27 protein-coding genes are annotated in these 25,607 nt (G+C 71.8%); 6 read left to right on the top strand and 21 right to left on the bottom strand.

Annotated features, from left to right (window positions below; all coding sequences use genetic code 11):
• Window positions 1-145: 145 nt before the first annotated feature.
• Both M8C17_RS05135 and M8C17_RS05130 read right to left on the bottom strand, forming a co-directional pair.
• Window positions 146-553: a VOC family protein gene (locus tag M8C17_RS05135; protein ID WP_252415211.1), complete on the bottom strand. Its 408-nt coding sequence runs from the start codon at window positions 551-553 to the stop codon at window positions 146-148.
• A gap of 116 nt (window positions 554-669) precedes the next feature.
• On the bottom strand, window positions 670-2,208 hold the full coding sequence (locus tag M8C17_RS05130; protein WP_252415210.1) for an NAD(P)/FAD-dependent oxidoreductase: 1,539 nt from the start codon (window positions 2,206-2,208) through the stop codon (window positions 670-672).
• Between the two features lie 227 nt (window positions 2,209-2,435).
• Here M8C17_RS05130 and M8C17_RS05125 point away from each other — a divergent pair, with 227 nt between their 5' ends.
• On the top strand, window positions 2,436-3,398 hold the full coding sequence (locus M8C17_RS05125) for an AraC family transcriptional regulator (RefSeq protein ID WP_252415209.1): 963 nt from the start codon (window positions 2,436-2,438) through the stop codon (window positions 3,396-3,398).
• A gap of 37 nt (window positions 3,399-3,435) precedes the next feature.
• Here M8C17_RS05125 and M8C17_RS05120 read toward each other — a convergent pair whose 3' ends face one another.
• The 16 genes from M8C17_RS05120 to M8C17_RS05045 form a co-directional block, all read right to left on the bottom strand.
• On the bottom strand, window positions 3,436-4,140 hold the full coding sequence (locus M8C17_RS05120; RefSeq protein WP_252415740.1) for a cation transporter: 705 nt from the start codon (window positions 4,138-4,140) through the stop codon (window positions 3,436-3,438).
• Window positions 4,140-4,469, bottom strand: a complete 330-nt coding sequence (locus M8C17_RS05115) for a helix-turn-helix transcriptional regulator (RefSeq protein ID WP_252415208.1) — start codon at window positions 4,467-4,469, stop codon at window positions 4,140-4,142. Before M8C17_RS05115 ends, M8C17_RS05120 begins: the two co-directional genes overlap by 1 nt.
• Before the next feature lie 81 nt (window positions 4,470-4,550).
• Window positions 4,551-5,924, bottom strand: a complete 1,374-nt coding sequence (locus M8C17_RS05110) for a hypothetical protein (RefSeq protein WP_252415207.1) — start codon at window positions 5,922-5,924, stop codon at window positions 4,551-4,553.
• A 55-nt stretch (window positions 5,925-5,979) separates the two neighbouring features.
• A complete protein-coding gene (locus tag M8C17_RS05105) occupies window positions 5,980-6,900 on the bottom strand; it encodes a sensor histidine kinase (RefSeq protein WP_252415206.1) in 921 nt (306 codons plus the stop codon).
• Window positions 6,897-8,141, bottom strand: a complete 1,245-nt coding sequence (locus M8C17_RS05100; RefSeq protein ID WP_252415205.1) for a PP2C family protein-serine/threonine phosphatase — start codon at window positions 8,139-8,141, stop codon at window positions 6,897-6,899. Before M8C17_RS05100 ends, M8C17_RS05105 begins: the two co-directional genes overlap by 4 nt.
• Before the next feature lie 81 nt (window positions 8,142-8,222).
• Complete coding sequence (locus M8C17_RS05095) at window positions 8,223-8,744, bottom strand: hypothetical protein (RefSeq protein ID WP_252415204.1); 522 nt, start codon at window positions 8,742-8,744, stop codon at window positions 8,223-8,225.
• Between the two features lie 14 nt (window positions 8,745-8,758).
• Complete coding sequence (locus M8C17_RS05090; RefSeq protein WP_252415203.1) at window positions 8,759-9,520, bottom strand: hypothetical protein; 762 nt, start codon at window positions 9,518-9,520, stop codon at window positions 8,759-8,761.
• Window positions 9,521-9,543: 23 nt separating this feature from the next.
• A complete protein-coding gene (locus M8C17_RS05085) occupies window positions 9,544-10,785 on the bottom strand; it encodes an MCE family protein (protein ID WP_252415202.1) in 1,242 nt (413 codons plus the stop codon).
• Complete coding sequence (locus tag M8C17_RS05080) at window positions 10,782-12,197, bottom strand: MCE family protein (protein WP_252415201.1); 1,416 nt, start codon at window positions 12,195-12,197, stop codon at window positions 10,782-10,784. The genes M8C17_RS05085 and M8C17_RS05080 overlap by 4 nt, the downstream gene beginning before the upstream one ends.
• Window positions 12,194-13,435: an MCE family protein gene (locus M8C17_RS05075; protein WP_252415200.1), complete on the bottom strand. Its 1,242-nt coding sequence runs from the start codon at window positions 13,433-13,435 to the stop codon at window positions 12,194-12,196. Before M8C17_RS05075 ends, M8C17_RS05080 begins: the two co-directional genes overlap by 4 nt.
• On the bottom strand, window positions 13,435-14,418 hold the full coding sequence (locus M8C17_RS05070; protein WP_252415199.1) for an MCE family protein: 984 nt from the start codon (window positions 14,416-14,418) through the stop codon (window positions 13,435-13,437). The genes M8C17_RS05075 and M8C17_RS05070 overlap by 1 nt, the downstream gene beginning before the upstream one ends.
• Window positions 14,415-15,446 (bottom strand): MCE family protein, encoded by a 1,032-nt coding sequence (locus M8C17_RS05065; RefSeq protein ID WP_252415198.1) that lies wholly within the window; start codon window positions 15,444-15,446, stop codon window positions 14,415-14,417. Before M8C17_RS05065 ends, M8C17_RS05070 begins: the two co-directional genes overlap by 4 nt.
• On the bottom strand, window positions 15,443-16,726 hold the full coding sequence (locus M8C17_RS05060; protein WP_252415197.1) for an MCE family protein: 1,284 nt from the start codon (window positions 16,724-16,726) through the stop codon (window positions 15,443-15,445). The genes M8C17_RS05065 and M8C17_RS05060 overlap by 4 nt, the downstream gene beginning before the upstream one ends.
• Window positions 16,727-16,728: 2 nt before the next feature.
• Complete coding sequence (locus tag M8C17_RS05055; RefSeq protein WP_305884676.1) at window positions 16,729-17,523, bottom strand: ABC transporter permease; 795 nt, start codon at window positions 17,521-17,523, stop codon at window positions 16,729-16,731.
• Between the two features lie 10 nt (window positions 17,524-17,533).
• A complete protein-coding gene (locus tag M8C17_RS05050) occupies window positions 17,534-18,304 on the bottom strand; it encodes an ABC transporter permease (protein ID WP_252415195.1) in 771 nt (256 codons plus the stop codon).
• Window positions 18,301-19,311 carry an ABC transporter ATP-binding protein gene (locus tag M8C17_RS05045; protein ID WP_305884674.1) on the bottom strand — a complete coding sequence of 337 codons (1,011 nt, stop codon included), beginning with the start codon at window positions 19,309-19,311 and terminating at the stop codon, window positions 18,301-18,303. The genes M8C17_RS05050 and M8C17_RS05045 overlap by 4 nt, the downstream gene beginning before the upstream one ends.
• A 165-nt stretch (window positions 19,312-19,476) precedes the next feature.
• Between M8C17_RS05045 and shbA the strand changes: the two genes are divergently transcribed.
• Window positions 19,477-20,055 carry an RNA polymerase sigma factor ShbA gene (shbA, locus tag M8C17_RS05040; protein ID WP_252415194.1) on the top strand — a complete coding sequence of 193 codons (579 nt, stop codon included), beginning with the start codon at window positions 19,477-19,479 and terminating at the stop codon, window positions 20,053-20,055.
• The gene (locus M8C17_RS05035; protein WP_252415193.1) at window positions 20,052-20,927 is read left to right on the top strand and encodes an anti-sigma-D factor RsdA; all 876 of its coding nucleotides are present in this window, start codon (window positions 20,052-20,054) and stop codon (window positions 20,925-20,927) included. Before shbA ends, M8C17_RS05035 begins: the two co-directional genes overlap by 4 nt.
• 38 nt (window positions 20,928-20,965) lie before the next feature.
• On the opposite strand, the gene M8C17_RS05030 is transcribed toward M8C17_RS05035, so the two are convergent.
• Window positions 20,966-21,292, bottom strand: coding sequence for a YdeI/OmpD-associated family protein (locus tag M8C17_RS05030; RefSeq protein WP_252415192.1), 327 nt, complete (start codon window positions 21,290-21,292; stop codon window positions 20,966-20,968).
• A gap of 234 nt (window positions 21,293-21,526) precedes the next feature.
• On the opposite strand from M8C17_RS05030, the gene M8C17_RS05025 reads away from it, so the two are divergent.
• From M8C17_RS05025 to trxA, 3 genes are all read left to right on the top strand, one after another.
• Window positions 21,527-22,732 carry a D-alanyl-D-alanine carboxypeptidase family protein gene (locus M8C17_RS05025; protein ID WP_252415191.1) on the top strand — a complete coding sequence of 402 codons (1,206 nt, stop codon included), beginning with the start codon at window positions 21,527-21,529 and terminating at the stop codon, window positions 22,730-22,732.
• 79 nt (window positions 22,733-22,811) lie between these two features.
• Window positions 22,812-23,201, top strand: coding sequence for a MerR family transcriptional regulator (locus M8C17_RS05020; protein ID WP_252415190.1), 390 nt, complete (start codon window positions 22,812-22,814; stop codon window positions 23,199-23,201).
• On the top strand, window positions 23,174-23,518 hold the full coding sequence (gene trxA, locus M8C17_RS05015) for a thioredoxin (RefSeq protein WP_252415189.1): 345 nt from the start codon (window positions 23,174-23,176) through the stop codon (window positions 23,516-23,518). Before M8C17_RS05020 ends, trxA begins: the two co-directional genes overlap by 28 nt.
• Before the next feature lie 40 nt (window positions 23,519-23,558).
• Here trxA and M8C17_RS05010 read toward each other — a convergent pair whose 3' ends face one another.
• Window positions 23,559-24,161: an LUD domain-containing protein gene (locus M8C17_RS05010; protein ID WP_252415188.1), complete on the bottom strand. Its 603-nt coding sequence runs from the start codon at window positions 24,159-24,161 to the stop codon at window positions 23,559-23,561.
• On the bottom strand, window positions 24,158-25,591 hold the full coding sequence (locus tag M8C17_RS05005; RefSeq protein ID WP_252415739.1) for a LutB/LldF family L-lactate oxidation iron-sulfur protein: 1,434 nt from the start codon (window positions 25,589-25,591) through the stop codon (window positions 24,158-24,160). The genes M8C17_RS05010 and M8C17_RS05005 overlap by 4 nt, the downstream gene beginning before the upstream one ends.
• Window positions 25,592-25,607 lie beyond the last annotated feature (16 nt).

Below are 25,607 nucleotides of genomic sequence, written 5' to 3'. Positions count from 1 at the left end.
CGGTGCTCGGTGATCTGCCCCGCCATCGCCCTGGCCTCCTCGTGGACCGTCGAGCCTCATGCGCCTGTGAGGGGATTTTATCCCACGTTATTCGCCTTTCTGGCGGTTATGGCGGCACGAACCCTCGGGTCTGCCCGGTGACGGTTCAGGCCCGACTGGAGATCTGCTGCACCGCCCAGGCGTTGCCGTCGGGGTCGGAGAAGAAGACGAAACCGACGTTGTCCAACGGGTCCGGCACCGGTCGGGGGTTGACCCCCAGCACCTGGATCTCGCTGACCTCGACGCCCCGCTCCACCAGCTCCGCCCGGGCCTTCTGCAGGTCGGGCACCACCAGTTGCAGCCCCTTCAGTGAGCCCGGCGGCATGTCCGGCACCGCTCCCTTGCCGATGACCACCGAGCAGCCGGAGCCCGGCGGGGTCAACTGCACCAGTCGCGCGTCGTCGCTGATCACGGTGTCGTGGTCCACGGTGAAGCCGAGCCGCTCGGCGTAGAACTCCTTGGCCCGGTCCACGTCCGAGACCGGCACGATCACCACTTCCAGCGTCCAGTTCATCCGTACACCCCTCGTGTCGTGGATCCGGGACAGGCTCGCGCTCGCCGACGTTACCGCCCCCGGGGCGGATCGACGGCGTGTGAACCAGCGCGTCGGCCGACTCGCCCGCCGGGCCCTCAGGGCGCGGCACGGCGGGCCGGGGCCGGTTCGGCCCGACCCGTCACGCCCTCGTCGGCGGTACGCCGGATCATGCGTGCCGTCACCCTCCGGTAGGAACGCGGGTCGACCGGCAGCAACCACTGCCTGGCCCGGGCCAGCCGGCCGAGGTTGAGCCCGAGCTCGTCGAGCACCTCGTCGATGTTGTGCATCGAGAACGGGATGACGTTCGTGCCTCGGGCGTGCCGCCCTCCGGTCCGCGCCGCCATCCAGGCCACCCGCGTGCGGACCTCCTCGCGCATCCGGTCCACCGGCGGCGGCGTGATCCCGCCCCGCAGGTAGGCGGCGGTCCAGACGGCGGCCATCTCCGCGCTGAGCGGGCTGAAGAACGAGGAGTTGTAGCCGGCGAACGTCAGGTGTGGCACGTCGATCGGCAGGATCTGGCGGTACAGCATGAAGTTGCCCGCGTCGTCCTGGAGTCGGGCGTGCAGCGTTTCGTCGAAGAACGGCACGTGCTGCCGGAAGCCGGTGCCACAGATCACGAGGTCGGCGGCGAGCACCGTGCCGTCGGCGAGACGGGCGGCCGGTCGACCGTCGTCGACCAGCAGTTCGCTGATCGTCCGGTCCCGGTGGACGCCGATGCGGCCGTCGGCGACGCGTTCGAAAAAGCCCTCCGTCACGAGGCTGACGGTGCTGCGGGCGATGTCCTGGAAGCTGCCGTTCGGCACGAGGCCCAGCTCACGCAGCTTGAGCTGCCTGGTCGCGACCGACCCGACGCTGTCGAGCATGCCGCGGCGCAGGCCGTTGCCCGGACCGTGCAGGAACCGCTCGAAGCCCTTCAGCGTGATGTACCGGAACAGCGCCTCACCCATGCGGGTGAGCAGGAGGTACTTGTAGTTGAGCGCGCCGCCGAGCTTCCTGGGCATCTTCCAGAGCAGTTCGCGGGCGACGACGTGGGTCCGGGCGGCGACATCGCTCACGGGGATCGCCACGTCGCAGGAGGACTTGCCGTACCCGACGATGAGGACGTTCTTCTCCCGCGCCGCCGCGAGGTCGTGGAACTCCCCCGCGGCCAGGACCCGTCCGCCGGCGGCCGTGAAGTCCTCGACGCCCGGGAAGGACGGGACGAGGGGATCGCAGAAGATGCCGTTGGCGACGACGAGGTGGTCGTACCTCTCCACGGTCACCGGGTCCCCGCCGCCCGCCGGCCGCGACGCGAGCAGCCACCCGGTCTCGTCGTCGAGAAGTTCGGCGGAGACGACCTCCGTGGAGAGCCGCAGGGCTGTGCCGAGCCCGAACATGTCCACGTAGCTCTCCAGATACTCCTGCACCTGCTCCCCCGTCGGCCACTGCGGGTAGTGCGCCGGCATGGGCAGGTCGGAGAGGTGGTAGGTGCCCTTGTCGTTCTGGGTACGGAGGCCGGGGTACCGGCGGGTGCGACTCCACACCCCACCGACGTCGGGCGCCTTCTCGAACACGGTGACGTGGAAGCCACTCTGCCGCAGCACCTTCGCTGCGCTCAGGCCGGCGAATCCAGCGCCGACGACGGCGATCCTCATGGCAGCCTCCGAAATGGGGTGTGACCCGCTGACGAGAACCGCCGCAGCAGGTGCGCCGGCGGTGTCCGTACGCTAACCAGCAGCGTCGATGGGCCGCTATCCGCCGCACGCGGGATGTGTCCGTCGTGCGCAGCCGGCCTGCTCCCTGTCGGGTCGCCGCCTTTCCGACCCCCGTCGCCCCGGTCGCGCCCTAGGGTCAGCACATCAGGACGCCGGGGAGGTGTCGGATGGATGCCGTGACGATCCGGACGCGTGACGTCGAGCAGGCACGGGCCGAGGTGGGTCGCGTGTTCTGTGCGCACCGCCTCACGCCCCAGTCGGGCGTCCACAACGTCCGGCTGCGGATGGCGGCCCACCGGGTGGGCGGCGTGGGCGTCATCGACCTCGACTACGGGCAGGCGGTACGCATCCAGCCCACCCCGCTGGAGACCTTCTACCTCGTACAGATCCCCCGCAGTGGCGGCACGGTGGTCCGGCACGCCGGCCGCAGCGTCACCTCGACGCCCGACGTCGCGTCCGTCCTCTCCCCGTACGACGCCTCGGACATGCGGTGGTCGGCAGGCTCACCGCACCGGATCTTCTACGCCGACCGGCGCACCGTCGACCGGGAGCTCTCCCGCCTGCTGGGCCGCCCGGTGGACGGCCCGGTCCGCTTCGACATCGGCATGACCATGACCACGCCCACGGCGACGGCGTGGGAGCGCGGTGTGGACTTCCTCGCCGGCGAGCTGGCACACCCCATGGACGCCTCGCTGTTCGACCACCCCCAGGTCGCCGCTCGTTTCGAGCAGGGGCTCATCGCCCAGTTGTTGTTGGCCCACCGGCACACCTATTCCGACCTGCTCGCCGAACCGGCACGGCACCCCGCCCCCGGGCGCCTCGCCCGTCAGGCGTGCGCCCTGATCACCGACCACCACGGCGAGGCTCTGACGGTCGGGGATGTCGCGGAGGCGCTGCGGGTGAGCGTGCGGACGCTGCAGGACTGCTTCCGCCGGGAGTTGCAGACGACGCCGACGGCGTACCTGCGCGCGTGCCGGCTGGACGCCGCCCACCGTGCGCTGCGGGCGACCGTCCCCGGGGTGTCCGTGACGACCGTTGCCCTGCAACACGGGTTCGTCCACCTCGGTCGCTTCGCCGCCGACTACCGTGCGCGCTTCGGTGAGTCGCCGTCCACGACCCTGCGACGCTGACGACCTTCGGCGTCTCACCAGGCAGGCGGGACCGGCCTCAGCGCTGTTCCCCAGGTGCGCAGCATCCCCCGGAGCAGTCGGCCGCCCCGGGTGCGGTGGCTGAGGTCGGGGCGCAGCAGAGACGCCCTCGCCACGCCTCGCGGCCTTCCCTGACCGCGACCACGGCGATCACGAGGGCCGCGGCCGGGTCGGCCCACCACCAGCCGAACAGCGAGTTGACCGCCAGGCCGACCAGCAGCACCGCGGACAGGTACGTGCAGAGCAGCGTCTGCTTCGAATCCGCCACCGCCGACGCCGACCCGAGCTCACGCCCGGTGCGGCGTTGCGCCGCGGACAGGACCGGCATCACGGCGAGCGACACCGCGGCGAGCACCAGCCCGACCGTGGAGTGCTCGGCCCGGTCGCCGCCGAGGAGTGCCCGGACGGACTCCACCGTCACGTAGGCGGCCAGGCCGAAGAACGACAGCGCGATGATGCGCAGCGCGGTCCGCTCGCGCCGCTCGTGGTCGCTGCCCGAGAACTGCCAGGCCACGGCCGCCGCCGACGACACCTCGATGACGGAGTCCAGGCCGAAGCCGATCAGCGCGGTCGACGAGACGAGGGCTCCGGCCGTGATCGCCACGACGGCCTCGACGGTGTTGTAGGCGATGGTCGCGGCCACCAGCATCCGCACACGCCGGGTCAGTGTCGCCCGCCGTGACGGCGACTGCCCAGGCGACACCAGCGGCAACGGGGTGACCATCAGCAGCACCCGTCGTCGACGGAGGTCGGGCACGCCGCCGGGTCGACCGCGAGGACCAGGCCCAGCAGGTCTCCCAGGGCGTGGGCCAGGCGGGGGTCCGCCAGTTCGTAGCGGGTACGGCGTCCCTCCGGAGCGGCGACGACCAGGCCGCAGCCGCGCAGGCAGGCGAGATGGTTGGACACGTTCTGCCGGGTGGCGCCCAGCAGAACGGCCAGCTCGGCGGGGTATCCGGGGCCGTCCCGCAGCGCCAGCAGCAGCCGCGCTCGCACGGGGTCGGACAGGGCGTGGCCGAAGCGGGCCAGCACCTGGCCGTGCGTCAACATCTGCATGCCCGTCACAGTACAGCCGACGCTGAATCCAGCCAACGCTGAACCGAGAATCGAGCCGTCCCACCCGGCGGCTTCGGCCGGTCAGCGTCCGCGCCGCCGCCGGACCCACCCGAAGGCGACCCGGGGCCGCCTGCCCGTCGCCTGACCGGCTGCACGGTTCGCTCGGCCCGCGTGCACGCCGGCGCGTCCGAGCAGCCGAATCAGCAGCCAGCAGAACACCGCCAGCATGCCGAACAGCGCGACCGTCACGACCCGCCAGCGCATGCTGTCGACCTGGAGCATCTCCGGCAGGAGCGCGGCGACACCGGCAACCGCAGTGATCGAGAACAGCCACTGCAACCGCTGCTGGAACAGCGCCGTCTGCAACCCGAAGAGCTGGCTCAGGTTGCTGCGGAGCAGTTCCAGGCGCTGCCGCGCGGCCTGGAGGTGCCGGGGCACCCGCAGGCCGTCGATCAGGAACGTGGCCACCGCGATCCGCAGCGGATCCCGGTACATCAGATCCACGTTGCCCACCTCGGCCAGCCCTCGGCTGAGCTGCAGCTGCACCCGGGCCAGCTGGGTGATGCGCGCGCCGAGTGAGTGGCCCGGCCCGACGAGTTCGTCGTGGTCATTCGGATCCACCCCCACCCAGAGCTGGCAGAAGAACCATTGGGCGTGGATCTGCCCGTACATGTCCTGGACCATCCGGGCGGTCGCCGGACCGCCCTCGATCCCGTCGTGCACGACGGCCACGGTGGACCAGCCGGTCGTGCGCACCACCAGGCCGCGCAGGCGCAGGGGACCGTCGTCCGCCGGCGAACCGGGTGTCACCGGCAGCGCGGAGAGCCGCAGCAGGGACTCCACGACCGGCTCGTCCTCGCCGCCCTCCGGACCGCGCAGCACGAAGAACTGCCGCATGTTCTGAAACGGGTAGCACCGTTCCCGTGGCTCGAAACCGGGCGAGTCCTGCAGGATCGCGCGGACCGCCTGGACGTGGGCGGACACCGTCAGCCCACCCGGTTCGCGGGGCTCGGCCTCGATCGCCCGCAGGTGCCCTGCCAGGTTCGCCGGGAACACCTCCAGGTCGCGCAGGTGCCGGAAGTAGTCGAGGGTGTTCTCGCGGACCAGGTCGTCATAGAACCGGCAGATCTCCTCGGTACCGGCCGTCGGCTCCGGCGCTGCGAACCGCAGGTCCACCGAGATCACCCCCAGCGCCGGATAGATCACGATCCGGGTGCTGGTGGCCCAGGTGGTGTGTCCGACGCGCACCGCCGACGTGCCGAGGGAGAGTTGCAGCACCGGGGGGTGGGTGGCGAGGTACGAGATGTTGTAGGCCCGGGTCTCCTCGTGCTCGACCACGTCGACGGTGGTGGCGCCCAACCCGGCCAGCAGCGGAACGGCCGGCTCCACGTCCTGCAACGTGCCGCCGAGGTCGAACTTGACGGGTACGTAGATGTGATCGATCTTCAGGCTCACGCAGCCATTCTGAGTGCCGATCCCCCGCGCGGCTGCCCCTGTCGTCGCGCGGACCTCAGCGGTGCATGTGCAGGCGGATGGTGGTGGCACCGGGCACGGTGTGGACGCGTACCAGATCGCAGAGTTGGTTGACCAGCACGAGGCCTCGGCTGCCGGGCTGCTGCGGCGGCACCGGAATCCGCCCGGCGAGCGGATTGGCGATGTGCCCGGTGTCGCTGAACTGGCAGATCAGCCTCTTCGGGTCGGTCCAGACCGCGAGGGTGCCGCCGGCGGGGGTGTGCCTGATCGTGTTCGTGGCCAGTTCGTTGACCGCCAGGGTCAGGTCGGAGACCCGGTCCGGGGGCAGACCGGCCGCGACGGCCTCGGCGGTCACCAGCCGACGGATGACCGGGAGAGCCGGGAGATCGATGGCGATGATGATCGCCTCGGGGGGCGGCCCCTGCAACGGCAGGTTGAATCCCGCGGCCACGGCGATCGGGTCGGCGTAGTCCGGGCTCTCCCACGACACACCGCCCATCTGCAGGACGGGATGGGTGCGGTAGGCGTCGTCGAGCCAGCTCCGCTCCAGGCTGCCGGTGTCGTAGGGGCAGAGGATGGTGGCCGGCCGACCGGCGAACGCGGCGTTGATGAGGGCCTCGTGTTGGGCGCAGGCGGGGTACTCGGTCTCGCTTCGGCCGGCCCAGATGGGTTCGCCGATGATGCGTACGCGCTTTCCGGCGTTGGCGGCGGCGAAGGCGAACAGGACGCCCGGGAGGATTCGCCCGGGATTGCGCCCGGCCACGCTCATGTCGTGCAGCTGGACCCGGGCCGCGTCGCTGCCGAGCGCGGTGCGGATGCGGTCGAGGTTGTCCCCCGGTACGGCGACCATGACCGGCTCGTCGGCGTCGAGACCGGCCTGGATGAACGGCACCGTCCCGGCCAGGTACTCCTCGTGATCGGCGTAGAACAGGGCGGGATGCACGAAACCGGTACTCATGCCGCGGCCTCCGGGTTGCGCGGCTCAGGGAGAATCCGGTCGGCGGTGTGGATGGCGAGCAGGGCGATGTCGTCGGTGGCCTGTTTGCCGGCGAGCATGCTCATGATGCGGGCGCAGACCTTCTCGGCGGAGCCTGGTTCGACCGCCGCGCGGAGCCGTTCGACGCCTTCGTCGATGATCTCGCCCCGGCGTTCGACGAGCCCGTCGGTGTAGCAGACCAGGACCGCGTCGGACGGGAACGCGACCTCGGTGCACCGGCGGGCCGGCTGGCGCGGTCCGATACCCAGTGGAAGATCGACCGGAATGGTCAGCGCCTCGGCCGGGCGTCCTGGCGAAGCCAGGATGGGTTGCAGGTGCCCGGCGAGGGACACCTGGATGGTGGTGCGGTCCGGGGAGATCATGGCGTAGAGGACCGTGGCCAGACTCCCGGCCTCGAAGTGGTGGATCTTGCGGTCGAGCAGCGTCAGCGCACTGGCCGGGTCGTCGCAGACCAGCGCGTAGGCGCGCAGCGCACTGCGGAGGCGACCCATGACGACCGCCGAGCGTAGCCCGTGTCCGGACACGTCACCGATGACGACGCCCAGCCAGCCGGACGGGAGCGTGAAGACGTCGTACCAGTCGCCGCCGACGCCGGCGTCGTGACCGGGCACGTAGCGGGCGGCCATGTCCACGCCGGGCGCGTCCGGCAGGTGGGTGGGCAGCAGGCTGCGTTGCAGTGCGAGGGCGGCGGTGCGGTCGAGGCCGCTGGCCCTGGTCCGGGTGGCGAGGCTCGCCCGGTCCGCGGCGAGTTGCAGCAACTGCACGTCGACGCTGGTGAACTGGTGCGGTTGCAGGCAGCCGACATGGATGACGCCGATCACCTCGCCGCCGGCGAGCATGGGCACACCCAGCAGCGAGCGGACTCCCCCAGCGAACAGATCCGGGTCGTCGGTGGCGGCGAGGTCGGCCAGTAGGACGGGCTGCTTCTCCTGAGCGATCCGGCCCGCGAAGCCGTGGCCGACGGAGGTGCGAGCGCCCTGCCGGACCTCCGTTCCCAGCCCCTTCGTCGCGGTGGCCACGAACTGCTGGGCGTGTACGTCCAGCAGCAGGATGGCCGCCGTTTCCACTTTCAGCACCTCTCGGACACGCTCGAGGAGCTCCTCCATGAGGTCGTTGACGTCGAGCTGGGAGAGCGCGGCGTCGGTGACCGCCTCGATGCGGCGCAGCCGCTCGTCGCTCCCGCTGTCCTGCACGTCAATCACGCCAGGAGCCTAGCGCTTTCCGGCTCCGAAGCAGGTCACGAGCCTCCCCCGCCCGATCCGGAGCCAGCGGGCGGCGGCCGGTCAGATGGCCTCCGCCTTGGCCACCTTCCACTCCCCGTCGACCGGGACCAGGGTGAGCACCACCCGGTTCTGGTCGACCTTCTCCCCGGCCGTGTTCACGTTGCGCCGGTACTGGTTGAGGTACACGAGCAGCTCGACCCGTTCCGCTGTGGCGGTCACCACACCCGTCGCGGACACCTCCGCCGCGACGACAGCCTGCTGCGTGGCAGCGGTCTGCTTCAACGCCGCCGTGGTCTGCTCGTACTCCCTGCCGAACGGTCCGGTGGCGAAGGTGCGGCCGTTGGCGACGCTGTCGTCGAACGTCCGGTAGTCGTAGGAGAAGATCGCTTTGGCGGCGGCGGGAGCGGTGGCCAGCGCCTGCCGTACGGCCGTGTCCCGCTGACCGGCCCGGTGGTCACCCCACCAGCCGAGAGCGGCGACGGCGGCCGCGAGCACGATCGCGACGGCCAGCACCGGGACGAGCCGCATCCGGCGCCGCCGGGGTACGCGCGGCCGTCGCACGAATTCGACCAGGTTACCCATCGGTCCTCCCCCTCTCAGCCGACGAACTGCAGTCGGGACACGAGCCACCGGCCGGATTCCCGGTCGCGGACCAGGTCGAGCTGGATCCGGTAGTGCGACGGCCGCCCCTCGGGTGCCTTGACGTTCTTGACGGTGGCGTCGACGGCCACCAGCACGACCGCCCGACGACGATCCCCGGAGACCAGCCCGGCCCGGAGCACCGACCCGCGCGAGTCGACCTTGTTCTCCACGACCGCGGCGCGCACCTGCGACTGCCCCCGGGTGAACTCGTCCCGGAAGTCGCCGGTGGCACCGGTCGTGATCCGCTGGATGTCCCGGTCGACGCTGGCCGCGCTGACCGAGACGAAGTTGACGCTGGCCTGTCTGGCCGCCGAGAGGGCCGCCTGCCGGGCCTGCTCCGTCGCCCGGTCGACGTACCACTGGCGGCCGGTCACGCCGGCGGCGCCGAGCGCCGCGGCCAGGAGCACCACGAGCACGACGATGGAGACACGTCGCCCTCCCGCCGGCCCGGCCCTTCCCGGCTCGTCCGTGACGCGCCCACCGGAGGGCTCCTCCAGCGTGCCGTCCGCGCTCGCCGGGTCGTCCCCACCCACCGGATCCTCGAAACCCGTCGGGTCCTCGACCGGTTCCTGGTCGAGCCGCCGCAGCAGGTCGTCGATCGGCTCCGTCGCTCGGGGAAGCTGCCGGGGAACGATCCGACGCTGCGGGGCCCGGCCGGGAGCCCCGGCCTTCGCCCCCCTGATGACCTTCAACGTGTGGTCCCTGCGAGCTCGCATCGCCACCTCCTTGCTCACGCCGGTCACCGGGTCACCCCGGCGAGCAGCAACTGCTTCCACGACTGGTCCCCGGCCATCCGGGACTGGCCCCCGGTCCCGCCGAACTGCAGTGGCCGACCGTCCGAGCCGAGCACCAGGCCGGTCGCGGGGTCGTAACCGCCGGGCGGGGTGGCGCTGGACGGCGCCGGGTCGGCGGCGGGCTCCGGTCCGCCCGGTCGGGGCGCGTTGGCAGCCCCCCGCACACTGGCGCCGGCTGCGCGGTCCCCGGCGCCGCACGTGGTTCGACCGCCGCCGTACACGCAGGGCGGCGGGTCGTCGACGTTCAGCACCAGGCCGAGGTGGGCGGTGCCGTCGCCCGGGGTGACCGTGAACCCTCCGGCGACGGCGATCGGGTACACCACCAGCAGTTGCTCGATGCCGGGCAGCCGCCGGGCCGCGACGCCATTGACGGTCACCAGGTTGCCGAGCAGGGTGCCGACCGTTGGTTCCAGCCCGCGCAGCAACGCGACCAGTTCCCGACCGGCGGGAGGCCCGGCGGCGAGCAGCCGCCGCAGGTCCGGGTCGGCGTCGCGGACGGTGGCCGCCAGCCGGGCAAGGCCCGCCGCCCACCGGCGCAGCGCCTCGGCCGACTCGGCCTGGGTGGTGAGCACGGTTCGCCCGTCGTCGATCAACGCGAGTGTCTCCGGCAGGTGGGTGGTCGCATCGGTCAGCAGGGCGTCCCCGTGGTCGAGGATCCGGGCCAGAGCCAGCTCGTTGCCCTCGAACGCGGTGCCGAGTTCGGTGATCAGGACGGTGAGATCCTCCGGGCCGACGGAGCGGACCAGGGCGTCGAGGTCGCTCAGCAGCACCTCCGGCGCCAGCGGGACACCGGTCCGGTCGGCCGGGATCACCGCGCCGTCGGCGAGGTACGGCCCGCTGTCGCGCTCCGGACGCAGGTCCACGTACTGCTCTCCGACGGCGGAGCGTTGCGCCACCACGGCCCGCAGGTCGTCCGGTATCCGTACGTCGCGCTGCAACCGCAGGTCGGCGCGGACCCCGTCGCCGCGCAGGGCGACCGCGGCGACCCGACCGACCGGCACCCCCCGATAGGTGACCGGGGCGTTGGGAAAGATGCCGCCGGCCCGGGTGAGGTCCAGATGGACGACGTAGCTTCCGCCGAGCAGACGGTCGCCGAGCCCGACGTAGCGGATGGCGACGTAACTGACGCCGAGAACGCTCACCAGCAGAAACGCCAGGACCTGAACCTTCGCGGTACGTCCGATCATGGCGTCAGCCCTCCCCGCAGGACGTCCGGCAGGCCGCCGATCTGCCCGGTCACCGCGCCGGTCAACGGCAGGACGCACTGCGCCGACAGGACCGTTCCAACGGGTAGTTGGGTCTCGGCGGGAAAGACCGTGCCCGGGGGTACGAGGCCCTTCGGCAGGATCAGTCCGCCGATGGGCACCGTCGAGCCGGGCTTGAGCAGGACGCAGCCCTCCGGTAGCAGGCAGTCCTTCGGCGGTGTCCACGTCGCCGGGAAGTTGCGCGGGTCGGGCAGGCATCTCAGGATCGGCAGGTCGGGCAGGGGGCGGGACCCGGTGCTTGGTCGCGGCGTGGCAGGTGCGGGACCGCCCGCCGCTGGTGCTCCGCCGCGCCGGGTCCCCGTCGGCGGTGCGGCCGGACGGGACGGGGCGGGCGCCGCCGCGACCAGGTTCGCCAGGATCGACGCCGAGTCGAGGTCCGCGGTGACGGAGAGGTTGACGAAGTCACCGACGATCGCGCCGGTGACGTTCGGCGGGAACGGGTAGGAGAGCATGAAGTCCAGCGACTTCGGCAGGTCGTCCCCGGCGCGCGCCAGCTGCTCCAGGATCGGTTGCAGCGCCCGCACATCGGCCAGGGTGTCGTCGCGGCTCCGGTTGACGACCCGGGTGCCGACGTCGCCCAACTGGTCGAGTGCCGTCAGCGCCCGGGTCAGTTGGGCACGCTGACCGGCCAGCACGGTCAGGCCGGGAGCCAGGGAGTCCACGGCCTCGCCGAGCACCTGCTTCTGCCGGTCGAGCCGGCCGCTGAGCCGGTCCAGGGCGTCGAGGGCGCGGACCAGGTCGGCCTTCTGCCTGTCCAGCCCGCCGATGAACGTGTCGAGCTGGCGCAGCGCGTCCCGAACGGCCGGTTCCCGTCCGTCGAGTGCGGCGCCGAGTTCCTGGTTGATGGTCTTCAGCTGCGCCAGCCCACCACCGTTGAGCAGCAGCCCGAGGGCGGCGAGGACCTCCTCCACCTCGGCGCCGCGAGCGGTCCGGGACAGCGGGATGAGATCGCCGTCGACGAGTCGACCGCTGGCGGGGGCGGTGGGCGGCGGCGCGACGGTCACGTACTTCTCGCCCAGCAGGCTGCTCTGGCGGACGGCGGCCGTCACGTTGGACGGCAGGCGTACGTCCGCGCCGATGCGCAGGGTGACGCGGGCGGTCCAGCCGGCCAGGGAGATCTTCTCCACGCTGCCGACGGTGACGTCGTCGACCTTCACGGCGGCCTGCGGCACCAGGTCCAGCACGTCGCTGAACTCGGCGATGACCACGTACCCGTCGCCCTTCGGGGCACCGCCGGGCAGCGGCAGATCGGTGAGGTCGGGCAGGCCGCAGCCGGCCGGCAGCATCGCCACCACGATCGCGCAGGCCAGGGTCCGCAGTGCCCGGGCGGTCATGACACGCCCCGCAGGATGCCGCCGAGGGTGGGGTCGTTGGTGTTGTCGACGCCGCCCGGCGCCTGGTCGGGGATCGGCGCACCGGGGGGAGGGTTCCCCGGTGAGGACCCGCCGGTCGCCGGGGCGCCGGGCGGCAGCTTGAGGAGCCTGCGCAGCTGGTCGGTCATGGGCAGCCCGCGGGAGTGCAGGGTCTGCGCGAGTGCCAGGCACGTGGCGGGCACCTGACGCGCGGGGAGCTGGTCCACCATCAGGGAGCAGGCGAAGGCGGCGGGATCGTAGGGACCCAGCGCGTTGTCGCGGGTGTCCAGGGTGCCGGATCGCGGGTTGTAGGCGAGGTTGAGGTTGCCCAGGGCGAGCGGGGCGACGTCGAGGATGTCGATGACGGCCTGCTGCTGGCGGACCAGGATGCCGGTGATGTCGGCCAGCGCGTCGACGTTGGAGGTCAACGCGTCCCGGTTCTGTCGCACGAACGTGGTGACGTCGGCCAGCGCGGTGGAGAGGTTGCGCAGCGCGGCGGCCAGTTCGTCACGCTCCCCTGCCAGCTGTTCGGCGACGTCGGCCAACTGCTGGTTGAAGGCGCGTACCTCGCGGTCGCTGCGGGCCAGCGCGGTGGTGAACTGTTGCAGGTTGGCCACCGACCCGAACAGGTCCTGCCGCCCGTCGGAGAGGGTGGCCAGTGCCTGGGACAGCCCGTCGAGGGTCTCGTGCAGGTTCTGGCCGTTGCCCTCCAGGTTGGCGCGGCCGGTGGCGACCAGGTCGGACAGGGCGCCGTCGCGGTTGGCGCCCTCCGGCCCGAGGGCGCGGTTGAAGTCGTCGAGCGCCTGGTAGATGTCGTCGATCTCCATGGGAGCGGCGGTCCGCTCCAGCGGTATCTCGGCCCCGTCCGCGAGCGCGGCTCCGCCGGCGAAGGCGGGGGTGAGCTGGACGTAACGGTCGCTGACCACGCTGGGCGGCACGATGAGCGCCTGCGCGTCGGCGGGAACGGCGATGCCGGGGTCGTAGGACATGGTCACCTGGACGGTGCGGCCCTGCGGGGTCACGGCGACCACCTCGCCGACGCGGACGCCCAGCACCCGCACGTCCGATCCGGGATACACCCCGACGGCGCGGGTGAAGTGGGCGACCACCCGCCGTGGGGGTGTGCCGTCGCGGAGGACGACCGCGCCGGCGGCGACGGCCACCAGGAGGACGGTGGTGACGGCGACCGGTCGTCGCCACCGCTGGATGGGACCGGGCATCAGCGGCCTCCCGTCGTGGGCTGGTACGGCTGGAGCAGACCGGAGACGTACGAGTCGAACCAGCGGCCGTTGCCCACCACGTTGGCGAACGCGGTGACGAACGGACCCATCCGCTGGATGGTCTTCTCCAGGTCGTCCCGGTTGCGTTGCAGGATGGCGACGACCTCCCGCAGCTTGTGCAGCGCCGGAGCGAGCTGGACCCGGTTGTCACTGACCAGTCCGGACAGCTGGGTGGCGAGTTCGTCGGTGCCCACGAGCAGCCGGTGGATGGCGTCCCGTCGCCGGCTCACCTCGCCCAGCAGCGCCTCACCGTCGGTGACCAGCTTGCGGAACTCCTCGTCCCGGGTGGCGAGCACGGCGGTCACCTGCCGGGCGCGGTCGAGCAGCGCCCGCAGTTCGGCGTCGCGGCCGGCGACAGTCTGGGAGAGCCGGGAGAGCCCGACCAGGGAGGCGTTGACGCTCTCCGGAGTGTCCCGGAAGGTCTCGGCCAGGGTGGTGAGGGCGGCGGCGAGCTGGTCGGTGTCGACCTTGTCGAGGGTGTCGGCGAGCCCGGTGACCGCCTGCACCACGTCGAACGGTGCCGCCGTGCGGGCGAGGGGGATCTGCCCGCCCTCACGCAGTCGGCCCGGTCCGGCCGGTGCGAGGGCCAGGTACTTCTGGCCGAGCACCGTCTTGATCCTGATCGTGGCGCCGGTGTCGGTGCCGAGTCGCACGCTGTCGTCGTCCACCCGGAACCGGACCCGCACGTGGGGCGCGCCGTCGCGGGCGAGTTCCACGCCGGTCACCTTGCCCACCCGTACGCCGGCGACCCGCACCTCGTTGCCGGTGACGAGGCCGCTGGCGTCGTGGAAGGCCGCCTGGTAGGCGCGTCCGGTGAGGTCGGCCAGCCGGTCGAGCTGGAAGGCGCCCAGCAGCACGGCGACGATCAGCACCAGCCCGAGCGTGCCGATGACCACGGGGTTGCGTTCCCGAAACGGTGTCACTGGCTGCCTCCGGCGCATCGGGCGGCCGGGGCGCTGAACGTGGGCAGGTCGAGCGGTGCCCGGCCCGACACCGCCACGTTGCCGTCGAAGTCGCAGAGGTAGAAGTTGAACCACGAGCCGTAGGACGCGACGCGGGTCAGGGACTGGTACCGCTCGGGCAGCCGCCCCAGGGTGCTGTCGATGACGGCCGCGTTGCGGTTGAGGGTGCCGGAGAGTTCGTCCAGGGCGCGCACGTCCGCGGCGAGCGGTGGTCGTACGTCGCGCAGCAGCGACGACGTGGCGGTGGTGAGGTCACCGATGCTGACCAGCGACTCACCGATGGCCGTGCGGTCGGCGGACAGCCCGGAGACGAACTGCTGCAGCTGGCTGATGCTCTGGTCGAGGTTCCGGTCCCGTTCGGCCAGCGTGCCCAGGACGCTGTTGAGGTTGGTGATGACCCGGCCGATGACGGCGTCGCGGTCGGCGAGGGTGTTGGTGAGTGAGGCGGTGCGACGCAGCAGACTGCTGACGGTGCCGGCCTCGCCCTGCAGCACCTGGATGATCTCGTAGGCGAGCTTGTTGACGTCGTCGGGGTCGAGGGCCGTGAACAGCGGCCGGAACCCGTTGAACAGCACGGTGAGGTCCAGCGCCGGGGTGGTCTGGCCGAGCGGGATCAGGCCGTCGGGCCGCAGTGGCCGCCCCTCCCCCGGGCCCTCGCTGAGGGCCACGTACCGCTGACCCACGAGGTTGCGGTAGCGGATCTTGGCGCGGACGCTGGTGGCCACCGGGACATCGGCGGTGACGGTGAAGGCCACCTCGGCGGCCGTGTCGTCGACCACCCTGATGCCGCTGACCCGACCGACCTGCACGCCCGCGACGCGGACGTCGTCTCCCACGAGCAACCCGGTCACGTCGGTGAACCGGGCACGGTAGGTGACGCCACCCGGTGGGAAGGCACCGAGGGTCTGCGCGAGCAGCGCCGTCAGCAGCAGGGTCACCGCGGCGAAGACCACCAGCTTCAGCGAGGGTGCGAGCATCCGGTTGCTCATCGCGCGTTCACCACCCCTCCCCGCAGCAACGGCCCCCACAGCAGGACCGCGATGTCGGGGACCTCCGCGGGCAGGATGCCGGTGACGGCGCCGACCAGGGGTTTGACCAACGCCCGCTCCTCGCCCGTGGCGGCCCGGCCCATCTCGGGGGAGGCGCCGGCGGGCGCGGTCGCCGGCAGACCAACGGGCAACGGGGTACGAGGGCGCGCACCGGCACGGTCGTAACCGTCCTCGACGGGTACGTCGGGCGCGGGCTGCCCCGGTCGGGGCAGGCCGCGGCACTGCGGCCCGCCGTGCGCGCCGTAGACGGGCTCGTCGCGTCCCTTCTCGTACTTGCCACCGTCGCGGGTGACCTCGAGGGTGATGTGCATCCGCCCGCCGGCGAAGACCTCCTCGACGCGGGGTTGCAGGGCGACCAGACCGCTCATCAGGCACGGGTACTCGGGGGCGTACGTGGCGAGCAGTTGCAGCACGGGCCGGCTCACCTGGCCGAGTTCGATGATCTGGTCACCGTGCCGGTCGAGGAAACTGCGGGTGGCGTCGGCGGTGCCGGTGGCGTCGGCGAGGAACGCCGCCAGCTGTGCGCGCTGGTCGGCGACCGTACGGGCGGTGACGGTGACGTCGCGCAGCAGGGCCAGCAGGTCGGGGAGGGCGGCGTCGTAGCTGTCCAGCACGACGGCGAGCTTCCGGACGTCCTCGGCGATGGTCGGCATCGCCGGGTTGAGCTGCCGCAGGTACGCGTCGAGCCGCTCGACGTTCGCGCCGAGTTGCTCGCCGCGCCCGTCGAGTGCGACGGCGATCGCGCCCAGCGTGGCGGCGAGCTGGTCGGGCCGCACCGCCTGCAGCAGCGGCAGCGCCTCGTCGAGGACCCGTTCCAGCTCGACGGCGGTGCTGCTGCGGTCCTGGGTGATGACGGCGCCGTCGCGGATCGGTGGGGCGTTGCCGCCGACCGGCGGGACCAGCTCGACGTACCGCTCACCGAAGAGCGTCTTGGGCAGCAGCCGCGCGCTGACGTCGGAGGGGATCAGCGGCGTCGTGGCCGGGTCCAGGGCCAGCCGGATCCTCGCCCCGGCGCCGTCGCTGCCGACCGAGCGCACCTCGCCGACGACGACCCCACGGACCTTGACGTCGGCGCCCGGACTCAGTTGCAGCCCGGAACGACCGGCCTGCAGCGTGACCCGGTCGACGGGGGTGAACGCCTTGCGGTACTGCAGCACGGAGGCGGTCAGCGCCGCGGTCAGCACGACGATGAAGACGATGCCGAGAATGCGATGTCTCATGCTCACCCCGCGATCCGGACTGTGGTGGTCGCGCCCCAGATGGCCAGCGACAGGAAGAAGTCGACGATGTTGACCGCGACGATCGCGAGCCGGACGGCCCGTCCGACGGCGACGCCGACACCGGCAGGCCCACCGGTGGCCGTGTAGCCGTAGTAGCAGTGCACCAGGACCACGATCACGCTGAACACGAGCACCTTGCCGAAGGACCAGAGCACGTCCTCGGGTGGCAGGAAGAGGTGGAAGTAGTAGTCGTAGGTGCCGGCCGACTGGCCGTAGTAGTACACGGCGATGGTGCGGGTGGCCAGGTAGCTGGAGAGCAGCCCCACCACGTACAGCGGGATGACCGCGAGAAAGCCGGCGATCATGCGGGTGGTCACGAGGAACGGCAGCGAGGGCACGCCCATCACCTCGAGGGCGTCGACCTCCTCGGAGATCCGCATGGCCCCGAGCTGCGCGGTGAACCCGCAGCCCACGGTGGCCGACAGGGCCAACGCCGCGACCAGCGGGGAGATCTCCCGCGTGTTGAAGTACGCCGAGACGAAACCGGTGAAGGCGCTGCTGCCGAGCTGGTTGAGCGCCTGGTAGCCCTGCAGTCCGACCTCGGTGCCGGTGAAGAAGGTCAGGAAGCAGATGACACCGACGGTGCCGCCGAGCACCGCGAGCGCCCCGGAGCCGAAGCTCACCTCCGCCAGCAGCCGTACCACCTCGCGCTTGTAGCGGCGCAGAGTGCGCGGCGCCCAGGCGAACGCCCGCAGGTAGAAGGCGAGCTGGCCGCCCAGGTTGTCGAGGTGTCGCAGCACCAGCACGTCAGCTTCCCTTCTGCGGTACGACCTGGAAGTACACGGCCGTGACGAGGAAGTTCAGCGCGAAAAGCAGCATGAAGGTGATCACCACGCTCTGGTTGACCGCGTCGCCGACCCCCTTCGGGCCACCCTTGGCGGTCATCCCCTTGTACGACGCGACCAGCGCGGCGGCAGCGCCGAACAGCAGCGCCTTGACCTCACCCACCAGCAGGTCGGGCAGTTGCCCCAGGGCCTGGAAACTGGCCAGGTACGCGCCGGGCGTCCCGCCCTGCAGGACCACGTTGAACAGGTAGCCACCGGTCACCCCGACCACGCTGACCAGCCCGTTGAGCAGCACGGCGACCAGCATCGAGGCGAGCACGCGGGGCACCACGAGGCGGTGGATGGGATCGATGCCCAGCACCTGCATCGCGTCGAGCTCCTCGCGGATCTTCCGGGAACCGAGATCGGCGCAGATCGCCGAGCCACCCGCGCCGGCGATGATCAGGGCGGTGACGATCGGCCCCGCCTCGCGGACCACCGCGAGCACCGACGCCGCGCCGGTGAACGACTGCGCCCCGAGCTGACGGACCAGCGAGCCGAGCTGCAACGCGATGACCGCGCCGAAGGGAATGGAGACGAGAGCGGCGGGCAGGATCGACACCGAGCTGATGAACCAGGCCTGCTGGACGAACTCGCGGACCTGCACCGGTCGCCGGCCGAGGCCGCGCAGGGTGTCCAGGCAGAACGCGAAGAACTCGCCGGTGTGCCGTACGGCGGTGACGGGTCCCGTCATCGGGACACCCCCGCGCCCTGCCGCCCGTCCCCGCCCGGTGGTCCGTCCAGCGTGGACCGCTCGGCGTCGCGTGGGCCGGCGAAGGAGCCGGGTGGCGGGGTGACGCCGTGCTCCCGGCACCACTGCCCCGGTGGCCGCTCGGCGGCGCGGGGCCGCCCGTCCGTCGGCGGCAGTTGCAGCGGGATGGGCGGCAGCGGTGGCAGTTCGGCGCCGGCGTCCGCCTCGGCTCGCAGTTCCTCGGCGTCCTTCTCCTCGGCCATGCCGATCGGTCCGATGCGCTGGGCGTTGAGGAACTGTCGCACCACCGGTTCGGTGCTGGACAGCAGCATCTCCCGCGACCCGAACATGGCCAGGTGCCCGTGGTAGATCAGACCGATGTTGTCCGGCACCGTGCGCGCGGTGTTGATGTCGTGCGTGACGATCAGGAACGTCGCCCCGGTCCGCTGGTTGAGGTCGATGATCAGCTGGTTCAGGTACGCGGTGCGCACCGGGTCCAGCCCCGAGTCGGGTTCGTCGAACAGGACGATGCGGGGGTCGAGCACGAGCGCACGGGCCAGGCCGGCCCGCTTGCGCATCCCACCGGAGATCTCCCCTGGGAGCTTCTTCTCGGCACCGACCAGGCCGACCATGTCGAGCTTCTCGGTGACCACCTCGCGGATCTGGGACTCCGACTTGCGGGTGTGCTCCCGCAGCGGGAAGGCCACGTTGTCGTAGATCGTCATCGAGCCGAACAGCGCCCCGTCCTGGAACAGCACCCCGAACAGCTTGCGCACCTCGTACAGCGCCCGCTCCGAGAGCCGGGGCAGGTCCTTGCCCTCGATCCAGATCGACCCGCTGTCGGGGCGTAGCAGCCCCACCAGGGTCTTGAGGAACACCGACTTGCCCGTGCCGGATGGTCCCAGCAGCACGGATATCTCGCCGGCCGGCAGGGTCAGGCTGACGTCCGACCAGACCGGCTGACCACCGAAGGACTTGGTCAGCCCCTGCACCGCCACCTCGACGCCCATCCACCCTCCCCTCCCGGGTCGCTACCTGAGACATCGCGGCGGCCCGGCCGAACGCAACAACTTCTTTGCGCCACGCCACCACCACCGAACGTGAACTAGGCAAAGTGGCGTGCGTCTCGATAGCGTGCGGTTAACCGGCCGGTAACGAAGGTGTCTCGCGTCCCCATGACCACAGTGATCGAGCCAGAGCTCGTCCACCTGGCCGCCCAGGGTGACCGGGCAGCTCTCGCTGCGTTGCTCAGCACCGTGCGGCCGGGGCTGGTCCGTTACTGCCGGGCACGGCTGGGCCGCGTCGGCGGGGCGTACACCACGGCCGACGACGTCGCGCAGGAGGTCTGCCTGGCGGTGTTGAAGGCCCTTCCCCGCTACCGCGACCAGGGCAGGCCGTTCTCCGCGTTCGTCTTCGCCATCGCCGCGAACAAGGTCGCCGACGCCCAACGCGCGGCGATCCGTGGCGCCGCCATCGCCGTCCCCGATTCGGACCTGGAGCAGGAGGACACCACGCCGGGGCCGGAGCAGCAGGCCGTCGCCACCGATCTGGCCCGTCGACTCTCGGCGCTGCTGCACCGCCTCCCCGACGCCCAGCGGGAGATCATCATCCTCCGGGTGGCGGTCGGCCTGACCGCCGAGGAGGTCGGCGCGATCCTCGGCATGTCGGCGGCGGCCGTACGGGTGGCGCAGTCCCGTGCCCTGGCCCGGCTCCGTACGCTTGCCGGCGACGGACTTGACGAGGTGGCGGCATGAGCGAGCCCCGGCCCGACGGTGGCGAGGAGTTGGACCTCGCCGGCATCAACCGCGACGACCTGCTCCTCGACGCGCTGGGACGCGGGGAACACGAGGCCGACGCCGACGGCCTCGCCGCGATGCTGGCCGCCTGGCGCGCCGACATCACCGCCGACCAGCCGGAGACCGTGGTCGGCGCGGCCCAGGCCGACTCGCCAACTCCGGACCGTCGGTCCCGGACGCTGCGGGCCGGCACCCCCACCGTCTCGGTCCCGAGCCCGCCCCGGCGGCAACCGCTCGGACGCCTTGCCGTGGGATCGGCCGCCGCGGTGGTCGCCGCCCTCACGCTGGCGACGGGGCTGGGGGTCGCCAGCCGCGACGCCGGGCCGAGCAGTCCGCTGTGGTCGCTGACCAAGGTGTTCCATCCGGAGCGGGCGGACGTGCTCGGCGTCGAACACACCACGAGCCTGGCCCGCCGGGCCGTCGCGGAGGGGCGGTATGACGAGGCCCAGCGGCTGATCGACCAGGCCCGGCGCGACCTGGATCGGGTCAGCGACCCGGCCGACGCCACCCGCCTGCGTGCCGACATCGACGCCGTCCTGCGGGACCTGGCGGCGCAGGGGTGTCCCGGCTGGCCCCGCTGCGCGCCGGCGCCGGTGGCACCGATGCCCACTTCCGCGGTGTCAACGGCCACACCCGTGCCCTCCGGCGCAACGACACCGGGCAGGACGGCGCCAGCGCCACAGCGTCCCGCGCCGACGGGCTCGCCGACATCCGGCACCGACCCGACGGTGCCCCAACTTCCGCTGCCGTCGGTGCCGCTGCCGTCGGTGCCGCTGCCGTCGCTTCCCGGCCTGCCACTGCCACTGCCGACCGGCGATCTGCTCGGCTGACCGAACCACGAGTCCGGTCAGCCCTGCTGCTCGGGCAGCTAGCCGCCGCGCTGGGCATCCAGGTCGAGCAGCGTCGTGAGGGCCTTGGCCACCCGCCGCTGCCGGGTCGCCGGGGTCTTCGCGCCTTCGATCGAAAGCACGTGCTGGCGTTTGTTGGAATACGACAGCGCCTCGAACTGCCGCCTGGCGCCCGGCTCCGCGTCCAACGCAGCGGCCAGATCCGCCCGAAGCCGGTAGGTGTAGCCGTTGATCGTGACCGCGACCCGCGGTTTCTTGCCGGAGCCGAGGGCCTGCACGGTCTCCGCCGGCACCGTCATACCGGTGGCGGTCCTGCCGCCGAGGAACAGCGTCGTGCGGAATCTCATGTCGAGGACAGTAGACCCACGGCGCGAAGCCTTTCCCCATGAGAAGCAGCGATGGCACTTTTGTGAATAAGCAACACCGTCTCGCAAAAAGGCGCACAGACGACGTCATCTCGGACGGTAACGGCCCAGACGGGCTACCCGAACGCGATGTCGCCGCTGGCATTGCCCCGGTTACCCCACGTGCTTTCGCCAATCGGACCGCGCCAGCCCTGGTGACGATTACCGTTCGTTAATGTGACCGACTATCGGTTTACCGCCGTGACGCTCAGCGCCATCCTGGTTCTGCCCGCGGTGGCGGTCCTGCCACCGACGCGGGCGGCGGCCGCGCCGTACGTGCCATGCCCGGCCGTGAAGCCGCCGGCGCCGCCGCCGGCCACACCGTCCCCGCCACCGGTTGACCCCACCCACCGGGCGGTCGGCGGGCAGGCGCTGGCCACGGCAGGGCTGGCCATTCCTGCGGCTGCGCCGATGACACCGGCACTGACCGCCACCTCGTGGCTGGTGGCGGACCTCAACAGTGGCGAGGTCCTGGGTGGGTGCGGCCCCCACGAGCACCGAACGCCAGCCAGCGTGCAGAAGCTGCTGCTGGCGGCGGCCCTGATGCCCCGCCTCGATCCGGCCCAGATGGTCGAGGTGACCAGAGCGGACCTGCGCGATCTCGACCCAGCCAGTTCGCTGATGGGGGTGATCGAGGGTGGCCGGTACTCGATCGAGAGCCTGTGGCTGGGGCTCCTGCTCACATCGGGAAACGACGCGGCCAACGTGCTGGCTCGGGTCGGCGGCGGCGGCGCGGGTAGACCGGGCGGAGTCGAGGCGATGAACGACGAAGCACGCCGGCTGCGCGCGAACCAGACCCACGCCGCAACGCCCTCGGGTCTGGACGGCCCCGGCCAGTACACCAGCGCCTACGACCTCGCGCTGATCGCACGGGCCACCTTCGCCCGGGAAGACTTTCGGCGATACATGGCAACGAGGGTGGCACAGATTCCGGCGCAGCCGAGGAACCGCGCATTCGCCATCACTCAGGACAACACGCTACTGGGCCACTATCCCGGAACGCTCGGTGGGAAGACGGGCTTCACCGACCTGGCTCGGCAGACGTACGTCGGTGTGGCCGAACGCAACGGCCGACGGCTCGCGGTGACCCTGCTCGGAGCGGAGACCGCGCCGCTGGGAAGTCTGGGAGAGGCGGCAGCCCTGCTCAACTGGGGCTTCGCCCTGCCTCCCCACGCGTCCGTCGGCCGCCTGGTCACACCCGACGAGAAGAAGCACGACACCGCGGTGGTCCCCGTCAAGGGCGAGCGCCATGCTCCTGCCGCCGCAACCTCAATCTCGCTGCTCACCGGGCTGGGCCTCGGCGCTGCCGTCCTGCTGGCCGCCGTGATCCTGGCGGCCCCGTGGCGGCGCAAAGGTGCGCGGCAGGAAGCCAGCCGACGGTAGGGAGCCCTTCGCACACGCCTTGCCTTGACGCTGGCGACAAGGTTTAGCGTGGTGGCGACGGGCTGGTGGAGGGGGTCGGATGCGGATCGGCGAACTGGCTGAGCGGGCCGGCACGAGTACGCGGTCGCTGCGCTACTACGAGGCGCACGGGTTGGTACGCGCGCAGCGCTCCGCCAACGGCTACCGGGTCTACGACGAGACGGAACTGCGGGTCGTCCGTGAGATCCGGGCGCTGCTCGACGTCGGTTTCGGCCTCGACGACGTCCGCCCATTCGTCGCCTGCCTCCGGGCCGGCAACACGTCCGGCGACGTCTGCCCGGACTCGGTGCTGGTGCTGCGACGCAAGCTCGTCGAGGTCGACGCGGTCATCGACCGGCTCGGCGCGGTACGCCAGCAGCTCCACACCCAGCTCGCCCACGCCATCGCACACCGGGAGGAAACATGCCCCAAACGGAGACCAGCTCCCTAGTCACCGTCACCGACGACACGTTCGCCGAGCTGGTGCTGGCCAGCGACCGGCCCGTGGTGGTCGACTTCTGGGCGGAGTGGTGCCCACCGTGCAAGGCGATCGAGCGGAGCCTCGCCGAGCTGGCCGGGGAGTTCGGCGACCGGATGGTCGTCGCCAAGCTCAACTCCGACGAGAACCCGGCGGCGACGCGTCGTTACGGCGTCATGTCCCTGCCGACGCTGCTGGTGTTCCGCCGGGGCGAGGTCGTCGGATCGACCGTGGGGTCCAGGCCGAAGAGCTACCTGCGACAGACGTTCACCGAGCAGGCCTGGTTGTAACGCGCTCACACCGCGACCCGCACCGGCCGGCCGGTGCGGGTCAACCCGGGATGATCACCACGTGCAGGTTCCGGGGGCCGTGGACGCCCTCGACCCGGTTGAGTTCGATGTCGCTGGTGGCGGACGGCCCGCTGATCCAGGTGAGCGGGCGGTGCGGGTCGAGGCGCGCGAGGGCGTCCGGAACTCCCGCCACCACCTGATCGGTACGCAGGACGCAGATGTGCACGTCGGGCAGGAGCGTGATGACCCGTCGCCCCTGGTCGGGGGACGCGTCGAGGATCACCGTTCCGGTCTCGGCGACGGCGACCGCCGCGGCGGTGACCACCCCGTCGGCCCCGGCAACCTGTTCCCTCGGGAGGTCGTCGTCGGTCAGCACGTCGACGGTGTCGGGCAGCCAGTGCCGGGGCAGCCCGGGTGGGACCACGACGCGTCGGCCACCGAGGATCCCGTCCACGACCTGCGCGACCTCGCCGTCGGCACACCGGTGCACGGTGGCCCGGTAGTCGGTGAGCCGGTGCACCAGCACGTCGAGGTCGCCGGCGCCGCCGGCGGGCCGGTAGTCCCGTGGCACGTCGCCGGGAGTGGTCGGCGTCTCGCCGAGGGCCGCGCGCAGGCGGCCGAGGATCAACTCACGGGAGGTCATCGTTGCGTCCACCATTCGCGGAACGTCTGCGGCGGCGGCTGCGGCAGGTCACGGCCGACCGTCCAGCCGGACAGCGGCGGCGGCAGGCCGCGGCCGCGCCGGCCGGCGAGGCGGGCGGCCCGCGAGGCCCGCTGCGCGGCCTCGTACAGCGCCCGGTGGTCCATCGTGTACGCGGCGGCGGCCATGGCGACCGCCTCGGCGCTGGGCAGGCGGTGCTCACTCCGGTACGCCGCCGTGTGCTGGGCGCGGAGGTGCACCAGGATCGACGGAATGTCGATCTTCACGGGGCAGGCGTCGAAGCACGCGCCGCAGAGCGAGGAGGCGAAGGGCAGGGAGGCGTTGTCCTCCACGCCGGTCAGCTGCGGTGACAGCACCGCCCCGATGGGCCCGGGGTAGACCGAGCCGTACGCGTGCCCACCGGTGCGCTCGTACACGGGGCAGACGTTGAGGCAGGCGGAGCAGCGGATGCAGTGCAACGCCTGGCGGCCGACCTCGTCGGCGAGGACAGCGCTGCGGCCGTTGTCCAGCAGCACGAGGTGGAACTCCTGCGGCCCGTCGCCGGGCGTCACACCGGTCCACATCGAGGTGTACGGGTTCATCCGCTCGCCGGTGGAGGCCCGGGGCAGCAGTTGGAGGAACACCTCGAGGTCGGCCCAGGTGGGGATGACCTTCTCGATGCCCATCACGGTGATCAGCGTGTCCGGCAGGGTGAGGCACATCCGGCCGTTGCCCTCAGACTCGACCACGGCGAGGGTGCCGGTCTCCGCCACCGCGAAGTTCGCCCCGGAGACCGCGACCCGGGTGCTGAGGAACGTCCGACGCAGGTGGCGGCGGGCCGCGGCCGCCAGGATCGCGGGTTCGTCGGTCAGCGCCGGGTCGACGCCGGGCATCTCGCGCAGGAAGATCTCGCGGATCTCCGCCCGGTTGCGGTGGATCGCCGGCACCAGGATGTGGCTGGGTTTGTCCCGGCCGAGCTGGACGATCAGCTCGGCGAGGTCGGTCTCCACCGGTTCGATGCCGGCGGCCTCCAGCGCCTCGTTGAGGCCGATCTCCTGCGTGGCCATCGACTTGACCTTCATGACCCGGTCGCTGCCGGTGGCCCTGACCAGGTCGGTGACGATCCGGTTGGCCTCGACGGCGTCGGCGGCCCAGTGCACGGTGCCGCCGGCGGCGGTGACCGCGGTCTCCAACTGTTGGAGCAGCTCGGGCAGGCGGGCCATGGTGTCGGCCTTGACGGCCCGCCCGGCCTCGCGCAGCTCCTGCCAGTCGGGCACCTCGTCGATGACCGCCGCCGACTTGGCGCGGATCGTGGCGGTGGCGTGGCCGAGGTTGCGGCGCAGTTGGGCGTCGGCGAGGCTTCGCCGGGCCGCGACGGGAAAGGGCTCGTCGCCGCGCAGGTTACCGACGCCGCGGGGCGCGGTGGCGGGCATGCCGAGGAAGGTACGG

The sequence above is a fragment of the Micromonospora sp. RHAY321 genome (assembly GCF_023896955.1).
Taxonomy (GTDB): Bacteria; Actinomycetota; Actinomycetes; order Mycobacteriales; family Micromonosporaceae; genus Micromonospora.
Note: the sequence above shows the minus strand (reverse complement) of the source record. Positions and strands in the feature narration are given on the sequence as shown.

What these genes read in the sequence shown, in the direction of transcription:
- M8C17_RS05135 (WP_252415211.1), bottom strand. Translation starts at nt 553, where the DNA reads ATGAACTGGACGCTGGAAGTGGTGATCGTGCCGGTCTCGGACGTGGAC.
- M8C17_RS05130 (WP_252415210.1), bottom strand. Translation starts at nt 2,208, where the DNA reads ATGAGGATCGCCGTCGTCGGCGCTGGATTCGCCGGCCTGAGCGCAGCG.
- M8C17_RS05125 (WP_252415209.1), top strand. Translation starts at nt 2,436, where the DNA reads ATGGATGCCGTGACGATCCGGACGCGTGACGTCGAGCAGGCACGGGCC.
- M8C17_RS05120 (WP_252415740.1), bottom strand. Translation starts at nt 4,140, where the DNA reads ATGGTCACCCCGTTGCCGCTGGTGTCGCCTGGGCAGTCGCCGTCACGG.
- M8C17_RS05115 (WP_252415208.1), bottom strand. Translation starts at nt 4,469, where the DNA reads ATGCAGATGTTGACGCACGGCCAGGTGCTGGCCCGCTTCGGCCACGCC.
- M8C17_RS05105 (WP_252415206.1), bottom strand. Translation starts at nt 6,900, where the DNA reads ATGAGTACCGGTTTCGTGCATCCCGCCCTGTTCTACGCCGATCACGAG.
- M8C17_RS05095 (WP_252415204.1), bottom strand. Translation starts at nt 8,744, where the DNA reads ATGGGTAACCTGGTCGAATTCGTGCGACGGCCGCGCGTACCCCGGCGG.
- M8C17_RS05090 (WP_252415203.1), bottom strand. Translation starts at nt 9,520, where the DNA reads ATGCGAGCTCGCAGGGACCACACGTTGAAGGTCATCAGGGGGGCGAAG.
- M8C17_RS05085 (WP_252415202.1), bottom strand. Translation starts at nt 10,785, where the DNA reads ATGATCGGACGTACCGCGAAGGTTCAGGTCCTGGCGTTTCTGCTGGTG.
- M8C17_RS05080 (WP_252415201.1), bottom strand. Translation starts at nt 12,197, where the DNA reads ATGACCGCCCGGGCACTGCGGACCCTGGCCTGCGCGATCGTGGTGGCG.
- M8C17_RS05075 (WP_252415200.1), bottom strand. Translation starts at nt 13,435, where the DNA reads ATGCCCGGTCCCATCCAGCGGTGGCGACGACCGGTCGCCGTCACCACC.
- M8C17_RS05065 (WP_252415198.1), bottom strand. Translation starts at nt 15,446, where the DNA reads ATGAGCAACCGGATGCTCGCACCCTCGCTGAAGCTGGTGGTCTTCGCC.
- M8C17_RS05060 (WP_252415197.1), bottom strand. Translation starts at nt 16,726, where the DNA reads ATGAGACATCGCATTCTCGGCATCGTCTTCATCGTCGTGCTGACCGCG.
- M8C17_RS05050 (WP_252415195.1), bottom strand. Translation starts at nt 18,304, where the DNA reads ATGACGGGACCCGTCACCGCCGTACGGCACACCGGCGAGTTCTTCGCG.
- M8C17_RS05045 (WP_305884674.1), bottom strand. Translation starts at nt 19,311, where the DNA reads ATGGGCGTCGAGGTGGCGGTGCAGGGGCTGACCAAGTCCTTCGGTGGT.
- shbA (WP_252415194.1), top strand. Translation starts at nt 19,477, where the DNA reads ATGACCACAGTGATCGAGCCAGAGCTCGTCCACCTGGCCGCCCAGGGT.
- M8C17_RS05035 (WP_252415193.1), top strand. Translation starts at nt 20,052, where the DNA reads ATGAGCGAGCCCCGGCCCGACGGTGGCGAGGAGTTGGACCTCGCCGGC.
- M8C17_RS05030 (WP_252415192.1), bottom strand. Translation starts at nt 21,292, where the DNA reads ATGAGATTCCGCACGACGCTGTTCCTCGGCGGCAGGACCGCCACCGGT.
- M8C17_RS05020 (WP_252415190.1), top strand. Translation starts at nt 22,812, where the DNA reads ATGCGGATCGGCGAACTGGCTGAGCGGGCCGGCACGAGTACGCGGTCG.
- trxA (WP_252415189.1), top strand. Translation starts at nt 23,174, where the DNA reads ATGCCCCAAACGGAGACCAGCTCCCTAGTCACCGTCACCGACGACACG.
- M8C17_RS05010 (WP_252415188.1), bottom strand. Translation starts at nt 24,161, where the DNA reads ATGACCTCCCGTGAGTTGATCCTCGGCCGCCTGCGCGCGGCCCTCGGC.
- M8C17_RS05005 (WP_252415739.1), bottom strand. Translation starts at nt 25,591, where the DNA reads ATGCCCGCCACCGCGCCCCGCGGCGTCGGTAACCTGCGCGGCGACGAG.